We start from the raw sequence: 16,306 nt of genomic DNA, 5'->3' as shown, positions 1-16,306 counted from the left end.
CGTTAGTGAGCGCGTGGTGGCCCGGCCACCGGAATACCGCCGCCCGGGCGCGGGTCGCCCCGACGCCGCCACCGGCGCCAGCCGCGCCGGACCAGCCGCGCGAGCAGGAGCAGCAGGAGCAGCCCGGCCGCCAGCAGCACCGCCGCGATCGCGGCAGCGGCGCGCGGGTGCTGGATCGCGAACCACACGACCGCGAGCACCACCACGTCCTCGGCGATGCTGGCGGTGATGTTGGTGACCGGCTCCGGCGAGGAGTTGAGCGCCAGCCGGCCGCCCGCCTTGGCGAGGTGGGAGAGCAGCGCGGTCCCGCCGCCGACGACGCCGAGGACCGCCTCGTCCAGGGAGTCGGCCTGCCCGGCGATCAGCACGCCCACCACGGCACCGGCGGTGGGGCGGACCGCGGTCGAGATCGCGTCCCACGTGGAGTCGACGTAGGGGATCTTGTCGGCGACGAACTCGAAGGCGTAGAGGAAGAACGCCACCGCCAGCACGTCCCAGCGGCCGACGGCGTCGGGGATGTCGGCGAAGCCGCCGACGCGGTCGGAGATGCCGAGCACCAGCACGACCAGGTAGCAGTTCACCCCGCTGGCCCAGCCGCTCGAGAACGCCAGTGCGAGTGAGTCCACGCCGGGAGTCTAGGAGCGCGCGGCCGCGTCCCGGGCTAGCAGGAGGACGTCACCCCGGAGTCCGGGACCGTCCACGGCCCGCAGCCGCTGGCGTCCGTGGGCGGCTCCGGGATCACCAGCACCGGGTCGGTACCGAGCTCGACGAGGTCGTCGACGGGCACCTGGAAGTCCGCAGTGGCCAGGTCCGGCGCGTGCATGGTCTCGCTGACATAGGTCACGAAGGTCTCGGAGTGGATCACCTTGGCCTCGCGCTGGAACCAGAGCCGGTCCGGGTCGATCTTGTCCAGCCGGTCGCGGGGCACCGCCATCCAGCCGGACCCGTGCATCGGGCGCAGCGCCATCACCTTCGTGATCGCCAGGCTCCCGCTCGGCCCCGCGGTCACGTCGCAGCTGAGGTAGTAGCCGCCGGACAGGCCGTCCTCGCAGTAGCGCCGGGCGCTGCCCTCGGCCTCGCTGCGGGCGTGGCTGAGGTCGATCGAGAGCTGGTGGTCGGTGCCGGTGCCGTAGGAGATCGACATGCCGCTGGCCTTGTCGTACCACTTCGGTGGCAGCTCGTTGCCCTGCCCGTCAAAGGCGCCGAACTCGCCCTTCGGCAGGTCGGGGACGCTGCGCCCGAACACCGCGGAGGCGTGCTCGTCGAGCAGCCGTGGCATCTGCTGGGGGTCGTAGTCCTGCAGCGCGCGGCGGGTGGCCGGGTCGACGGCGGTCGTCGGGCCGTTGCCGCCCGAGCCCGGCAGGACCTGCGCGGCGGTGACCCCTGCGGTCGCGACCACCGCGGCCGCGGCCACGCCCGCGACCAGGCGCTGTCCCCGGAGTCGTCGCCGGCCGGCCCGGAGCGCCGCGCCGGAGTCGGGGGAGTGGCCCGGCTCGTCACGGGCGACGTGCTCGCGCAGCAGGGTGGCCAGGTCGTCGTTGCTCATCGGGTCTCCTCGGTGGCGATCAGCTCGGGCAGGTGGCTGCGCAGGGTGTCCAGGGCTCGCGCGGTCTGGCTCTTGACCGTGCCGTCGGCGATGCCGAGGAGGTCCGCGACCTCGGCGACGGAGAGGTCGTCGAGGAAACGCAGCGCGACGATCGCGCGCTGTCGAGGCGGCAGCAGCGCCAGCGCGGCGCCGAGGTCCAGCGTCGTGGGCGGGTCGTCGCCGGCTCGGTCCGGCAGCTGGTCGGTCGGCGTCTCGGGCCGTCGGCGGCGCAGGTGCGAGAGGCACTCGTTGACGACGACCTTGCGTGCGTACGCCGTCCGGGTGCTGGAGTTCACGCGCGGCCACGCGGCGTACAGCTTGGCCATGCCCTGCTGGGTCAGGTCCTCGGCGAGGTGCCAGTCGCGCACCACGAGGTAGGCGGTGCGCCGCAGGCCGGAGCCGTGGACCGAGAAGAACTCCGTGAACTCCTGCTCACGCTGGTCGCGTCGCACGTGGGCTGCCTCCGGTCCGAGATGGGCGCCGCGCCACGGGTGGGCGGCGGTCTACCCGTTGTACGCCGCCCGCTGCTCTCGAGGTTCGCAGCGGCGGTGAGAATTCTCAGGCAGGCGCCCGGCCGGACTTCTGGGCCGTCTGCTGGGCCGTCTGCTGGGCCGTCTGCTGGGCCGTCTGCTGGGCCGTCTGCTGGGCCGTCTGCTGGGCCGCCTCTTGGGCCGCGGTGACCCGGGCGAGCGAGTCCGCGTCGCGGCCGACCACGGTGGTGCCGTCGGCGGCGGTGAGGATCGGGCGCTGGATGGTGGCCGGGTGCGCGACCATCGCCTCCAGCCACGCCGCCCGGTGGTCGGGCTCGCGGGGCAGCTCGATGCCCGCCTCGCGGGTCTCCTTCGGCCGGGCGACGTCCCACGGTTCGAGCCCGAGGCGCGCCACCACCTCGCCGAGCTCGGCCGCCGTCGGCGGGTCGTCGAGATAGCGACGCACGGTGTACGCCACGCCGGCGGCGTCGAGCTCCGCGGTCGCGGCACGGCACTTCGAGCAGGCGGGGTTGAGCCAGATCTCCATCGCTCGACGCCCCTCAGTCGACGTCGGTCTCGGTGGCCCCGGTGAGGGCGACCAGCTCGTCGTACGTCGTGGAGAACACCGCGGCGGGGTGGCCGGCGGCCGCCCACACCACGTCGTACTTCCGCAGCCAGGGGTCGAGGTAGGTCGGCACCGGCGCCGGGTGGCCGATGGGGGAGACACCGCCGATGACCTGGCCGGTGTGCTCGCGGACGAACTCGGGCTTCGCGCGCCGCAGCTCGGTGACGCCGATGCGCTCGGCGACCTTCGCGGTGTCGACGCGGTGGGCGCCCGAGGTGAGGATCAGCACCGGCGCGCCGCCGGCGTCGAAGAGCAGGCTGTTGGCGATCGCGCCCACCTCGCAGCCGAGTGCCTCGGCGGCGAGTGCGGCGGTGTGGACCGAGTCGGGGAGAATGACGATCTCGCCTTGGCCGCCACGGCGCCGGTGCTCGTCTCGAAATAGGGTGATCGTGGGGTGCTCGGTCGTCATACTGCGACCCTAGCCAGAGGCGGGGCCACCGGTCCGGTGGGTTTCGTGGTGCGTGCGCCGGCTGGTCCGGCGCCTGAGAGGAGACTGGATGAGTCGGCAGCAGCCGCGCTCGGTGAGCGGTGCGACCTGGGTCCTGCTGGGGTTGGTCCTGCTGAGCGGGTTCACGGCCCTGCTCACGGTCATCCTGCGTGACGACCTGGTCAGCTCCTGGGCGTCAGGGCACCCCGACTCGACGGGCGACCTCAAGCCGCCGGCGTTCGTGCCGGTGGCGATCGTGCTGTTCGTGGTGTTCGCGCTGCTGGCGGGCGTGCTGGCGATGTTCCTGCGCAGCGGTCACAACTGGGCGCGGCTCTCGCTGACCGCGCTGGTCGCCTTCATGGCCGTCGCGACCCTCGCCGGGCTGCGCAGCGACCCGCCCGCCCTGTTCGTCGTCCTCACGGTCGTCTCGGTGGTGCTCGACGCCGCCCTGCTGTTCTTCCTCTGGCACCGCGACACCAGCGCCTACATCCGCGGCGTCCCGCTGTCGTCGCGCGCCGTCACCCGGCGCTGACCGCGGCCGGCGCCCGGGGGCGCCGGTCATCCCTTGACGGACTGTCCGTGCCGAGGTGTAGCGTTCGGGGTGTTCGAACACGCGTTCGAACCCCGCTCGGCGGGGACGATCTCGACCCCGTCCCCGCCGGGCCGGCCGCAGACCTGCGGCCGGTCGGCGCGGGCCGGGGTCGGTGTCCGGGGTCGAGGGTGTGGTGAGAGGCGGCGGCCAGATGAGGCGGTACGACGACCCCGTGGAGGTCCGCAAGGGCTTGGTGACGGGCGTGGAGGGTCCCGAGCAGTTCCTGTGGCGCGGGCGGTTGTGGAAGGTGCGGGCCGTGGTCGCGCACTGGGTGGAGACGTCGCCGTGGTGGCAGTCGTCGGGAGCGCGAGCGGCGGTCGGTTCCGACGACGTGCCCCCGGGAGCTCCCGCCGGCGACCTGCTCGTCGAGCGGGAGATGTGGCGGGTCGAGGCCGGCCGGGGCATGGGGCTGGCGACCGGCTCCGGCGAGGGCGACGGCGGTGGCGTCTTCGACCTCTCCTTCGACTGGTCCGACGGTCGCTGGCAGCTCGTCGGCTGCGTGGACTGAGGGGTGGAGTCGATGAGCGTCCCCAACCCCTACGCGCTGCCGGCCACCACGCACTCCTACCTCGCCCGCTCGGCCGAGTCGCTGAGTGAGGCGATGGCCGCGACCGAGGTGCCCACCCGCTACGCCTGTGCCCACGTGGCGGCGCTGCGGGCCACGGCCGCCCTGCTGGCCGCCCGGGCGCACCCGGCGCCCACGCGGCGCCGCCCGCAGAAGAATGCCTGGGTGCTGCTGGCCGAGGTGGCCCCCGAGCTCGAGGAGTGGGCCCGGTTCTTCGCGGCCGGCGCCGGCAAGCGTGCCGCGGCCGAGGCGGGCTCGGCGCGTGCGGTCACCGAGCGCGAGGCCGACGACCTGGTCCGCGACGCCGACCGCTTCCTCGCGGTCGTCGAGCAGTGCCTCGGGCTGGTGCCGCACGCGCCGGCGCGCGGCCAGGTGGTGCGGCACGTGAGCTGAGCCCGGCCGGTCCGGGCCGGGTTGACGTCTCCTCGGGGAGGCGTAGACTTCAGGTGTTCGAACATGTGTTCGACAAAACAGTCAGGGTCGAGCCGGCTGAGCGCGCAGGAGGCGACCCGTGCCCGATCCCTTCCCCCATCTCCACGTGGCCTCGGGCTACTCGCTGCAGTACGGCGCGTCCCACCCGCACACGCTGGTCGAGCGGGCCGTCGAGCACGAGATGGACACCTTGGCGCTGACCGACCGCGACGGCACCTACGGCGCGGTGAAGTTCGCCAAGGCGTGCCTGTCGGCGGCCGTGCGGCCGGTGCTGGGGGTCGACCTCGCGCACCGGCCCACGCTCACCACGACGTCGTCCGGCGGGGCCGACCGGGCGACCGGTCCGTACGTCACCCCGGCCGGGCGCCCCCGGACCCCGGTGCGGGGCGGGGCGTTCCGGGACCTGCGGCTGCCCCGGGTGACGTTGCTGGCCAGCGGCCGGGCGGGGTGGGCGGCGGTGTGCCGGCTGGTCTCGGCCACCCACCTCGCCGGGGAGCGGGGGGCCCCGGTGCTCGACCCCGGCCTGCCGGAGGTGGCCGAGCTGCTCGGGTCCGGCGACCTGGTGGTGCTGCTCGGCCCGGCCTCCGAGCTGGGGGTGGCCGCCACCCGCCGCCGCGACGACCTCGCCGAGGCGGTGCTCGCGCCGTGGCTGGCCCGGGTGCCCCGCGAGAACCTCGTGGTCGAGCTGGTCTCCCACCGGCTCGGCGCGTCCGGTGCCGGCTGGGGGCCCGGGACCACCCCGCACGCCGCCCGGATGGCCGGCGCGGCCCGCCGGGCCGGGCTGGGGACGGTGCTCACCAACGCGGTCCGCTACGCCGACCGTCGCGACGCCCCCACCGTCGACATCCTCGACGCCGCCCGCCGGCTGGTCCCGCTCGACCGCCGACATGTCGATCGGGGCAACGCCGAGGGCCACCTCAAGTCCGGCAAGGAGATGGCCGAGGTCGCCGAGGAGATCTGCCGGCTCGCCGGGCTGGCCGCCGACCCGGCCCGCGAGGCCCGGCAGCTGCTGGCCCGGACCCGCGCGGTGGCGGACCGGTGCGCGCTCGACCCGCGCTCCGACCTGGGCCTGGGGGAGGTGCACTTCCCGGAGTTCGAGCTGGCCGCCGGGGGAGTCACCCCGCGGCCCACGCCGGGAGCAGGTCCGGCCGACGCCCTGCTCCGCGCCCGCTGCGAGGGCGCGGTCGGGGACCGCTACGGCTCGGGGCCGAGGCAGGTCGTGTGGAAGCGGCTCGACGACGAGCTGGAGACGATCCGCGAGCTCGGCTACGCGTCGTACTTCCTCACCGTCGGCGACGTCACCGACCTGATCCGCGAGATGGGGGTGCGCTGCGCCGCGCGCGGCTCGGGCGCGGGCAGCCTGGTCAACTACCTGCTCGGCATCTCCGGGGTCGACCCGATCCGGCACGGGCTGCTCATGGAGCGGTTCCTCTCCCCGCTGCGCCAGGCGCTGCCCGACATCGACGTCGACGTGGAGTCGGCGCGGCGGCTGGAGGTCTACGAGCGGGTCCTCGACCGGTACGGCGGGGAGCGGTGCGTGTGCGTCTCGATGATGGACACCTACCGGGTCCGCCACGCCGTCCGCGACGTCGGGGCCGCGCTCGGCATGCCGCCCGGCGAGATCGACGCGATCGCCAAGGCGTTCCCGCACATCCGGGCCCGCGACGCCCGGGTCGCCCTGCGCGAGCTGCCCGAGCTGCGGGCGTCGGGCCTCGGGGAGGAGCGGCTCGACCTGATGTTCCGCCTCGTGGAGCGGCTCGACGGGCTGCCGCGGCACATCGCGGTGCACCCGTGCGGGGTGCTGCTCTCCGACGCGACCCTGCTCGACCGCACCCCGGTGGAGGCGTCGTACGCCGGCTTCCCGATGAGCCAGTTCGACAAGGACGACGTGGAGGACCTCGGCCTGCTCAAGCTCGACGTGCTCGGCATCCGGATGCAGTCCTCGATGGCCCACGCGCTGACCGAGATCCGGCGCGTCGACGGGGAGGAGATCGACCTCGACGACGAGGAGCAGGTGCCGTTCGACGACCCGGAGACCTACGCGATGATCTCGTCCGCGAGGACCCTCGGCGTCTTCCAGATCGAGTCGCCCGGCCAGCGCGAGCTGGTCGGCAAGTCCGGCATCGAGTCCTTCGAGGACATCATCACCGACATCTCGCTGTTCCGGCCCGGCCCGGTCAAGAGCGACATGATCACGCCGTACCTCGACGTCAAGCAGGGCTGGAAGGCGCCGACGTACCTCCACGACGACCTGCGGCCGATCCTGGCGCAGACGCACGGCGTGGTGGTCTTCCACGAGCAGGTCATCGAGATCATCGCCCGGTTCGCCCGGATCACCAACGCCGAGGCCGACGAGAAGCGGCGCGCGCTCGGGGACTTCGAGGGGATGGCCGAGACCAAGCTGTGGTTCTTCCCCCGCGCCCTCGGCCACGGCTACCCGCTGCCCGTGGTCGAGGGGATCTGGAAGATCCTCGAGGCGTTCGCGTCGTTCGGCTTCTGCAAGGCCCACGCCGCGGCGTTCGCGCTGCCGACCTACCAGTCGGCCTGGCTCAAGGCGCACTGGCCGGCGCACTTCCTCGCCGGCGTGCTCACCCACGACCCGGGCATGTACCCCAAGCGGCTGATCCTCGAGGACGCCCGCCAGCTCGGCATCGCGATCCTCGGCCTCGACGTGAACGCCTCGGAGAAGGAGTACGTCGTCGAGCGACTCGGCGACGGCGCGTACGGCATCAGGCTCGCCCTGGCGGAGGTGAAGGGGATCAACGAGGGCGAGGTGGAGCGGATCGTGGCCGCCCGCCCCTACCCCTCGCTCACCGACTTCTGGCACCGCGCCCGGGTGTCCCGGCCGATCGTCGAGCGGCTGGTGCTGGCGGGCGGGTTCGACTCGGCCTACGGCATCGGCTCACCGCAGCCCGGCGAGGTGCGCCGCCGCGGCCGGGTGACCCGGCGCGACCTGCTGCTCCAGGTCGCCGAGCTGGACCGGCACGCGCGGGCCGTGGAGCGGGCCGGGCGTGGCCGCGGGCTCGCCCGGCGACGGGTCGCGACGGCCGGCGTCGCCGCCCGGGCCAGGGCCGAGGACGCCGCCGCCCGCAACAGCTCCGACCCGGCCGCCCGCGAGGGTGCCGCGGCGCTGGAGCGGCACCCGCTGGCCGACGCCGGGGTGTGGGCGAAGGCCTCCGCCCAGTCCCGGGCCACCCCGCCGCCGCGGCCGGTCACCTCGGTCCAGCTCGCCCTCGACCTCGGCGACGCGCCCGGGGAGGGCGGCGAGATGGTGAGCGGTCTGCCGGAGATGGACGCCGAGGAGAAGATGCGCGCCGAGCTCGAGATCCTCGGGCTCGACGCCAGCCGGCACGTCGTCGACACCTACGCCGGCTTCCTCGACGAGCTCGGGGTGACCCGCAGCCGCGACCTGCTGTCCCGGCGGAGCCGGGCCGAGCTGCTGGTCGCGGGGGTCAAGGTCGCGACCCAGACCCCGCCGATCCGGTCCGGGCGCCGGGTCATCTTCCTGACCCTCGACGACGCCACCGGCCCGGTCGACGCGACCTTCTTCGAGGACGCCCAGGGCCCCTACGCCGCGACCGTCTTCCACTCCTGGCTGCTGGTGGTCCGCGGTGAGCTGCGACGTACCGGCCGGCGGGGCGTCTCCCTGCGGGCCACCGGGTGCTGGGAGCTGCCGGCGCTGTTCGCGCTGTGGCGGGCCGGGGGCATGGACGCCGTCCACGAGGCGATGGCGGTCGTGCCGGACGGCTTCGCCGGGGTGGGGGAGGCGGCCGTCGCCGGCGCCGCGGAGAGCCGCGCCAGCCGGCCGGTCATGGCCCGCCCGCAGTCGTTCCCGGCGACGGGGGAGGGAGAGGAGCCCGAGCACCACCACAGCGCCGCCGGCGGGATGGGGCGGCGCCGGGTGCTGGTGCACTCCAGCGGCTTCAGGCTCTCGCCGTACGCCGACATCAAGCCGGCCGGAGACTCCACCAAAGACGTCGCGCGCAAGCTGTGGCACCGCAGCCCCGGGAGCGCCGGATGACTCCCCTAGGGTGTGAGGCATGCCAGCGAGTGATCGACCCAGCGAACGCCGGGGCGCTGCCCGGACCGCCGTGGTGTGGGAGGGCCTGCTCCCCGTGCTCGGGGACGACCCCCGCGACGTCCTCGACATCGGTGGCGGCACCGGCGGGTTCGCGGTCCGGGTCGCGGAGCTCGGCCACCGGGCCACGGTGGTCGACCCCAGCCCCGACGCCCTGGCCTCGCTGGACCGGCGCGCCCGGGAGCGCGGGGTGGAGGTCACCGGGCAGCAGGGCGACCTGTCGACCCTGCTCGACCTCGCCGGCCCCGACAGCGCCGACGTGGTCCTCTGCCACGGCGTGCTCGAGGTCGTGGACGACCCCGCCGCCGCGCTGGCCACGATCCGCGAGGTGCTGCGCCCCGGCGGCACCCTCAGCCTCCTGGTCGCCCAACGGCACGCCGCCGTCGTCGCCCGGGCGATGGCCGGGCACTTCGGTCAGGCCCTGGCCCTGCTCGACGACCCGGCCGCCACGGGTCGCTCCGGGCGTCGGTTCACCGCGGACGAGGCGACCGGGCTGCTGGCCGGCGCCGGCTTCGAGGTCGTCTCGGTGCACGGCGTCCGGGTCTTCGCCGACCTCGTCCCCGGGTCGCTGCTGGACCTCGAGCCCGGTGCCACCGCCGCGCTGGTCGAGCTCGAGCACGCCACCTCCGAGCGCCCCGAGTACCTCCCGCTCGCCACGCAGCTGCACGTGCTCGCCCGCTGACCCGGGCTGGGGTCGCGCCCTCCTGTCCATGTCGACGGGAGGATCGGCGTGACCTCCGCTGACGCTCCGGCCACGCCGATCCTCCACGTCGACATGGACGCCTTCTACGCGTCGGTGGCGACCCGCGACCGGCCGGACCTCTGGGACGTCCCCGTCATCGTGGGCGGTGGGAGCCGGGGGGTGGTCCTCTCGGCCAGCTACGCCGCACGGCAGTACGGCGTGCGCTCGGCGATGCCGATGACCCGGGCCCGCCGGGTCTGTCCCCGGGCCGTCGTGCTGCCACCCGACTTCGAGCTGTTCGGGCAGGTGTCGGCCTCGGTGGCCGAGAGCTTCCGGCGGGTCACCCCGCTGGTGGAGATGCTCTCCCTCGACGAGGCGTTCCTGGACGTGCGGGGGTCGACCCGCCGCCTCGGGTCGCCCCTGGAGATCGCCGAGCAGCTGCGCGCGACGATCCACGACGAGCAGGGCATCACCTGCTCGGTCGGGGTGGCCGCCGCGGTGGCGGTCGCCAAGCTCGCCAGCCGCCGGGCCAAGCCCGACGGGGTCGTCGTGGTGCCGCCCGAGGAGATCACGTCCTTCCTGCACCCGCTCGACGTCGGTGAGCTGTGGGGCGTGGGGGAGAAGACCCAGGCGATGCTCCACCGGCTCGGACTGGTCACGGTCGGCGACGTGGCACACACCCCGCTGCGGACCCTGCAGCGCGCGGTGGGCGACGGGCTCGGCAGCCACCTGCACGACCTGGCCTGGGGGATCGACCACCGGGTGGTCACCCCACGCCGGGGCCCCGACGAGCCCGAGCGCTCGATGGGCGCCGACGAGACCTTCGGCCGCGACACCGACGACCGCGAGGTGGTGCTGCGCGAGCTGCTGCGGCTCTCGACCAAGGTCACCGGTCGGATGCGGGTCGCGGGGGTCGCGGGACGCACCGTCACCCTCAAGGTCCGGTTCGCCGACTTCACCACGATCACCCGCTCCCGCACCCTGCCCGAGGCCACCGACGTGACCCAGGACGTCTACCGGACCACGGCCCGCCTGTACGACGCCCTCGGGCTGCAGCGGGCCCGGCTCCGGCTGGTGGGGGTGCGGGTCGAGGGGCTGGTCGCCCGCGAGACGGTCCACCGGCAGCTGGTGCTGGGGGAGCGCGAGCACGGCTGGTCGGACGCCGACCGTGCGGTCGACCGCGCGACCACCCGGTTCGGGTCGGCCGCGGTGCGCCCGGCGAGCCTGCTCTCCTGACACATTCCGGACGCGGAGAGGAGAGTTGGCACGAGTTGGGTACTAATTTCGTGAACCCGGCTACCGGGATCACCAGCCGCTGCCTAGACTTGAGCCAGGCCTAGGCCGCATCCGTCGAATGGCTTGAGTTAGACCCGTGGAGGACCCGGTGCCACTCTCCGAAGAGGAGCTCCGACTGCTCGAGCAGATGGAGCGCGCCCTCGTCGAGGAGGACCCCAAGCTCGCCTCGACCCTGCGAGGCACCTCGTTGCGTCGCTCGGCCCGTCGTCGGGCGATCGTCGCCGGCGTCTGCTTCGCCCTCGGCGTGGCGGTCCTGATGACTGGCGCGATCCTCTCCGGCAACGACTCCAGGTTCTGGGCGCTCGGCATCGTCGGCTTCATCATCATGCTCGGCTCGGCCACCGTCGCCGTGACCGCGGTGCGCGGCCAGCAGGGCCACGCCAGCGAGTCCCGCTCCGCCGGTCGGCCCGCCCACGGCTTCACCGTGATCGACGGTGGACGCACCGGCAAGACCAAGAGGTCGCGCCGGCACCATTCCTCGGGCACCTTCATGCAGCGCATGGAGGACCGCTGGCGTCGCCGCCGCGAGGAGAACGGCGGCTTCTGACCCGCCGACCCGTCGCTCGTCGACGCTGTCAGCTCTCGACCCGTCGTGAATTCACGACGGGTCGATGCGTTGTGCGGTGAAGCTGCGACGGGTCGATGCGTTGTGCGGTGAAGCTGCGACAGGTCGACGTGCTGTGCGGTGAAGCTGCGACAGGTCGACGGGTCAGCCGACGTGGTCGACGACGCCGCCGTACCGCGCCTGCACGGGCGCCTGGGCCCGCACGGCGTGCTCGCGCCGGCGCCCGGAGACGACCGTCCGCGGCCACCACTCGGCACGTCGCCGGGCGCCCCGGGTGGCACCTCCGTGCAGGGCCGCCAGGCAGGCCTCGGCGTCGGCTCGCAGGGCGTCGCCGGACGACGGCGTCCGCGAGTAGCGGGACAGCTCCAGCACCCCGACCAGCCGGTCCAGCGCGGCCACGGCCTCGGGTGCCACGTCGGCCCCGTGACGGGGGCGTTCGACGGTCTCCCGGTCCACCGGGGTGCCGAAGTGGCCGACCAGGCGCTGGCGCGTCTCCCGGGGTGAGCGGGCCTCCGGCCAGGGCACGCCGAGGTCGACGGCGCTCGCGCGCAGCTCGGCCCACACCTCCTCGATGCCCCCGCTGAGGCGGCGCTCGCGGCGGCTGCGGCGCACCGTCCGCGGAAGCAGGGCCAGACCGGCCACGACCACCAGGCCGGCGAGCCCGCCGCCCACCGGCAGCCACGGGAAGCCGGAGTCGCCGCCGGAGGCGGACCCCGCGGCGTCGGACTCGCTGGGGGAGAGGCTCTCGCTCGGGCCGCGGCTCGGCAGGCTCTCGGTCGGCCGGGACGCGGACGGGCTGAGGGTGGGGTCGTTGACCGGGACGTCCTGGGTCGTGTACGAGGGCACGGTGGTGCCGGCTCCGGCGGGCGTGGGCTCGAAGAGCACCCAGCCGGAGCCCGGGATGAACAGCTCGGGCCAGGCGTGCAGGTCGTGCGAGCTGTACTCCCACACCCCGGGACCCACCTCGTCCGGCTCCAGGAAGCCCACCGCGACCCGCGCCGGGATGCCGAGCGTGCGGGCCATCACCGCCATGGCGGCGGCGAACTGCTCGCAGTAGCCGGTGCGGCCGCCGTCACCGGTGCTGAGGAAGGCCACGAGGTCGTCGACCCCGTTGCCCGGCTGGGCGTGCAGGTCGTAGGTGAACTTCCCGGTGCTGCTGAACCAGTTCTGCAGCGCGACCGCCTTCTCGTAGCGGCTCGGGGCGTCGCGGGTCACCTCATTGGCGAGGGTGCGGACCATGGGTGGCAGGTCCTTGGGCGTCTCGAGGTAGTCCTTGCTCACCAGGCCGTACGACGACCCGGCGCGGGCCATGTCCGCGGCGTCCAGCTCGAGGTCGACGCCGGTCATGGAGTACTGCATGCCCGCCGTGGTCACCTCCTTGTCGCCGGAGATGAAGTCCATCGTCGAGGTGTCGTAGCGCCAGTCCCCGGAGGCCACGATCCGGCTGATCGGGGCCTGGGTGGGCAGCCACGACGAGGCGAACTCGCGGTTCACCGTCACGTCGTAGCCGTACTCGCGCCGCGGCACGGTCCCAGCGACACCCACCAGGGAGGGCATCTGCCCGTCGGCCGTGTTGCTCGACGGGACGTCGCGATCGCCGGAGCTCCACTCGTTGTCGGAGAAGCGGTTGAGGACCGAGATCCGCAGGTAGTCGGGGGCGGGGTCGTCCGTGGTCACGCGGACCAGGGGGATGTCCTCGGGCCGGCTGAGGTCACGGCGCAGGTCGATCATGGGGTTGCGGATCGAGATGTCGGACCCGCCGCCCGGGCCGCGTCCACCGTCGAAGACGTGCAGGTCGAGGGTCGGGATGAGCAGCGGCACCACGAGCGCGAGTGCGGTGGCGACGGACCCGATCGTCCCGGCGCTGGCACGGACGGCGCCCTGCGGCCCGAAGGTCGAGGATCCCGCGGTGTCCGGGTTCTCCACGAGCGGGCGGCCCCAGCGCGCGACCTGCTCGCTCTCCTGCAGGAAGAGCAGGGTCATGAAGCCGATCGCCGTCGGCACGAAGACCCACCACGAGACGCCGCCGCCGACGAGGCTGACCGGCACGCTGTAGAACATCAGGAGCGGGAGTCCCGCGAGCGGGACCCGGCGCAGCGTGCAGACCAGCACGTCCACGAGCAGCAGGCACAGCAGCCCACCGGGGATCAGGAGCGGGTGCACGCCGGGGGCGTCCGAGGGGACCGGCGCGGCGTACTGGTTGGCGGTGTCGACGGCGTCGGCGAACGCCTGGGTCATCCTGGACCAGGCGGCTCCGACCGGGAGCGGGGAGCCGCTGATGACCATGCTGCAGACCAGCCCGGAGACGACGACCTGCAGGCCCACGACGGCAGGGCCGGGGGCACGCAGCCACCGGGCGAGCACGCCGGTGCCCGCGACCACGACCCCGAGCAGGAACAGCGGGCCGAGGAACCGGCCGGGGACCGTCGTGAAGCTGGCCCACGACCACATCGCCACCCAGGTGGTGGCGGCCGCGGTGGCGGCGAGGAGGACGTCGGTGGCGAGGCCACCGCGGCGCGGGCTCATCGCAGCCCCTGGGCGGGTGCGGCCGGGCCACCGACCCGGGACAGCTGGGCGCTGCTGCGCCCCAGCTCCTGCCACACCTGGTCGAGCCGGTCGCGGGGGCGCAGCGTCGCGACCCGCCAGCCCTGCTGGGCCAGGAGCGGGGAGGCGCCGCCCTCGGCGGCGGGGGAGACCCACGCGTCCACGTCGAGCGCGATGGCGAGCGCCGAGCCGGCGTGCAGCTGCATCCGGCGGAGGATGGGTACGTCGACGGCCTCGACCTGGCCGAAGACCGCCACGGTCAGCCCGCCGTGCCCGCCCTCGGAGAGCCAGCTGGTGTCGAGCTGCGGCTGGTGCACGGCCTGCACCACGGCCAGCGCCTCGAGCAGCGGGCCGGTGTTCAGGTCGGAGTCGCGGAAGTGCCAGGCGCTGCTCGGCTCCTCGCCGGTGGCGGTGACCAGCCGGACCGTGAAGCCGCGCTGGCTCAGGTGGACGGCCACCGACGCCGCTGCGGACACCGCGGCCTCCAGGGACGAGGCGATGCCCTGGCCGCGGTGGGCGCGCAGCCGGTTGTCGAGGAACAGCGTGGCGCGGGACTGCCAGGGCTGCTCCTCGCGCCGGACCATCAGCTCGCCGACGCGTGCCGAGCTGCGCCAGTGCACCCGGCGCAGGTCGTCGCCACGGCGGTACTCGCGGACGGTCACATCCTCGGCGCTGCCCGTGGCGAAGGCGCGGGGCCGGTTGTCGCCGGACCCCGTCCAGGCGCCACCGAGCGGGATGCCGGGCAGCGGCACGGTGCGGGGGGTGACGGTGAGCGGGACGGTCGTGCGGAAGGAGCGGCCGAGCTCGACGAGGCCGAAGGGGTCGCTGACCCGGACCGTCATGGGACCGATGTCGAAGCGGCCGCGCACGTCGGACCGGACCTGGTAGCCGACCTGGCGGTGCCAGCCCTGGCCGATGCCGTGCAGGACGAAGCGGGGTCGGGTGCCGAGCACGTAGGGGACGTGGTCCTCCAGCAGGAGCACCCCGCTGGGCGTGCGCCCCTCGTTGGTCAGGGTCAGGCTGACCCGGGCCGGCTGGCCGGCGGCCACCAGCTGCGGTGTCACGGTGCGCACCAGGGCGAGCTTGTACCGGCTCCGGGCGATCAGGAAGGCGGTCACCAGCGGCAGCGCGAGGACCAGCACCCCGACCCGCGTCAGCGCGGACTGCCCGAGCAGCACGGCGCAGACGATCGCCGTGACGCCGGCAGCGAGGAACGCCCGTCCGCGGACGGTCAGGCCGGCGAGCGCCTCACGCACGGTTCCCCTCGGGAACGGGCACGCCGGCGACCACGCCTTCGAGGATGGCGGTCGTCGAGCGACCGCTCATCGCCGCCTCGACGCTGGGCAGCAGGCGGTGCGCCAGGACCGGCCGGGCCAGCGTGTGCACGTCGTCGGGCAGGACGTAGTCGCGCCCGTGGATCGCCGCCATGGCCTTGGCCGCCCGCACCAGGTGCAGCGTGGCGCGGGGGGAGGCGCCGAGGGTCAGCTCCTCCGAGCGCCGGGTGGCCGCGGTCAGCGCCACCGTGTAGCGCTGCACGGCGTGGGAGACGTAGACCTGGTTGACGATCCCGATCAGCTTCTGCACCTCGCCGGCGTCGGTGACCGACTCGAGGTCCTCCAGCGGGTTGCTGCCGGTGTGGGAGTCGAGCATGGCGAGCTCGGCCGCCTCGACGGGGTAGCCGACCGACACCCGCGCCATGAAGCGGTCGCGCTGCGCCTCGGGCAGCGCGTAGGTGCCCTCCATCTCGATCGGGTTCTGCGTCGCGATCACCATGAAGGGGGAGTCGAGCTGGTACGTCGTGTTGTCGACGGTGACCTGGCGCTCCTCCATGCACTCGAGCAGCGCCGACTGCGTCTTCGGCGAGGCCCGGTTGATCTCGTCGCCGACCACGATGTTCGCGAACACGCCGCCGGGGCGGAACTCGAACTCGCGGGTGTTCTGGTTGAACACCGAGACCCCGGTGACGTCGGACGGCAGCAGGTCGGGCGTGAACTGGATGCGCCGCACCGAGCAGTCGATGCTGCGGGCCAGCGCCTTGCTCAGCATCGTCTTGCCGACGCCGGGCACGTCCTCGATGAGCAGGTGGCCCTCGGCGAGCAGCACGACGAGCGCGGACGTCACGACGTCCGGCTTGCCCTCGATGACGCGCTCGATGTTGTGCCGCACCCGGCCGACGACCCGGGCGAGAGTCTCGAGGTCGGCACCTCCCGTGCTCGGAGCTCCCACTTCCGGTCCTTCCCAATCGTGCGCGCCACGCCCCCGCGGCGCCTGCGTCCCCACACCCAACCGTAGGGCGTCCCGGAAAGATACGCGGCCGGGTCGACACCACGTCCGACGTCGGTGGTCACGGTTTGGTTGCGGATTTGGTTCAAGTGTCCTCTGCCGGGAGCCCGGTGCACGAGCCGCGCACGACCTGGCGCTCCCCGTTCCTCCACCTTTCGCTCC

At 74.0% G+C, this 16,306-nt stretch carries 15 protein-coding genes; 7 read left to right on the top strand and 8 right to left on the bottom strand.

Annotation, left to right across the window (positions count from 1 at the left end):
* Positions 1-2: 2 nt before the first annotated feature.
* The 5 genes from ACZ43H_RS10850 to ACZ43H_RS10830 form a co-directional block, all read right to left on the bottom strand.
* Positions 3-626 carry a DUF4126 domain-containing protein gene (locus ACZ43H_RS10850; RefSeq protein WP_464590173.1) on the bottom strand — a complete coding sequence of 208 codons (624 nt, stop codon included), beginning with the start codon at positions 624-626 and terminating at the stop codon, positions 3-5.
* A 35-nt stretch (positions 627-661) separates the two neighbouring features.
* Positions 662-1,546 carry a hypothetical protein gene (locus ACZ43H_RS10845; RefSeq protein WP_464590171.1) on the bottom strand — a complete coding sequence of 295 codons (885 nt, stop codon included), beginning with the start codon at positions 1,544-1,546 and terminating at the stop codon, positions 662-664.
* A complete protein-coding gene (locus tag ACZ43H_RS10840; protein WP_464590169.1) occupies positions 1,543-2,037 on the bottom strand; it encodes a SigE family RNA polymerase sigma factor in 495 nt (164 codons plus the stop codon). Before ACZ43H_RS10840 ends, ACZ43H_RS10845 begins: the two co-directional genes overlap by 4 nt.
* Before the next feature lie 106 nt (positions 2,038-2,143).
* Positions 2,144-2,602 carry an ArsC/Spx/MgsR family protein gene (locus tag ACZ43H_RS10835; protein WP_464590167.1) on the bottom strand — a complete coding sequence of 153 codons (459 nt, stop codon included), beginning with the start codon at positions 2,600-2,602 and terminating at the stop codon, positions 2,144-2,146.
* Between the two features lie 13 nt (positions 2,603-2,615).
* Positions 2,616-3,089 (bottom strand): YbaK/EbsC family protein, encoded by a 474-nt coding sequence (locus ACZ43H_RS10830; protein WP_464590165.1) that lies wholly within the window; start codon positions 3,087-3,089, stop codon positions 2,616-2,618.
* An 88-nt stretch (positions 3,090-3,177) separates the two neighbouring features.
* Between ACZ43H_RS10830 and ACZ43H_RS10825 the strand changes: the two genes are divergently transcribed.
* From ACZ43H_RS10825 to ACZ43H_RS10795, 7 genes are all read left to right on the top strand, one after another.
* Positions 3,178-3,639, top strand: coding sequence for a hypothetical protein (locus tag ACZ43H_RS10825; protein WP_464590163.1), 462 nt, complete (start codon positions 3,178-3,180; stop codon positions 3,637-3,639).
* Positions 3,640-3,850: 211 nt separating this feature from the next.
* Positions 3,851-4,207 carry a DUF6504 family protein gene (locus ACZ43H_RS10820; RefSeq protein ID WP_464590161.1) on the top strand — a complete coding sequence of 119 codons (357 nt, stop codon included), beginning with the start codon at positions 3,851-3,853 and terminating at the stop codon, positions 4,205-4,207.
* 12 nt (positions 4,208-4,219) lie between these two features.
* Complete coding sequence (locus ACZ43H_RS10815) at positions 4,220-4,657, top strand: SAV_6107 family HEPN domain-containing protein (protein ID WP_464590159.1); 438 nt, start codon at positions 4,220-4,222, stop codon at positions 4,655-4,657.
* A 118-nt stretch (positions 4,658-4,775) separates the two neighbouring features.
* Positions 4,776-8,717 (top strand): DNA polymerase III subunit alpha, encoded by a 3,942-nt coding sequence (locus tag ACZ43H_RS10810; RefSeq protein ID WP_464590157.1) that lies wholly within the window; start codon positions 4,776-4,778, stop codon positions 8,715-8,717.
* Positions 8,718-8,736: 19 nt separating this feature from the next.
* A complete protein-coding gene (locus tag ACZ43H_RS10805; protein ID WP_464590155.1) occupies positions 8,737-9,456 on the top strand; it encodes a methyltransferase domain-containing protein in 720 nt (239 codons plus the stop codon).
* Positions 9,457-9,504: 48 nt separating this feature from the next.
* Positions 9,505-10,692, top strand: coding sequence for a DNA polymerase IV (dinB, locus tag ACZ43H_RS10800; RefSeq protein ID WP_464590154.1), 1,188 nt, complete (start codon positions 9,505-9,507; stop codon positions 10,690-10,692).
* 148 nt (positions 10,693-10,840) lie between these two features.
* Positions 10,841-11,299, top strand: coding sequence for a DUF3040 domain-containing protein (locus ACZ43H_RS10795; RefSeq protein WP_464590152.1), 459 nt, complete (start codon positions 10,841-10,843; stop codon positions 11,297-11,299).
* 162 nt (positions 11,300-11,461) lie between these two features.
* Here ACZ43H_RS10795 and ACZ43H_RS10790 read toward each other — a convergent pair whose 3' ends face one another.
* From ACZ43H_RS10790 to ACZ43H_RS10780, 3 genes are read right to left on the bottom strand one after another with little or no spacing between them, the layout of a single operon-like run.
* Positions 11,462-13,843 carry a transglutaminase TgpA family protein gene (locus ACZ43H_RS10790; RefSeq protein WP_464590150.1) on the bottom strand — a complete coding sequence of 794 codons (2,382 nt, stop codon included), beginning with the start codon at positions 13,841-13,843 and terminating at the stop codon, positions 11,462-11,464.
* A complete protein-coding gene (locus ACZ43H_RS10785) occupies positions 13,840-15,117 on the bottom strand; it encodes a DUF58 domain-containing protein (RefSeq protein WP_464590148.1) in 1,278 nt (425 codons plus the stop codon). The genes ACZ43H_RS10790 and ACZ43H_RS10785 overlap by 4 nt, the downstream gene beginning before the upstream one ends.
* Complete coding sequence (locus tag ACZ43H_RS10780; RefSeq protein WP_464590147.1) at positions 15,110-16,087, bottom strand: AAA family ATPase; 978 nt, start codon at positions 16,085-16,087, stop codon at positions 15,110-15,112. Before ACZ43H_RS10780 ends, ACZ43H_RS10785 begins: the two co-directional genes overlap by 8 nt.
* Positions 16,088-16,306: the final 219 nt, after the last annotated feature.

Source organism: Nocardioides sp. DN36, from assembly GCF_055380375.1.
This window is presented reverse-complemented; position numbering and strand designations above follow the sequence as displayed.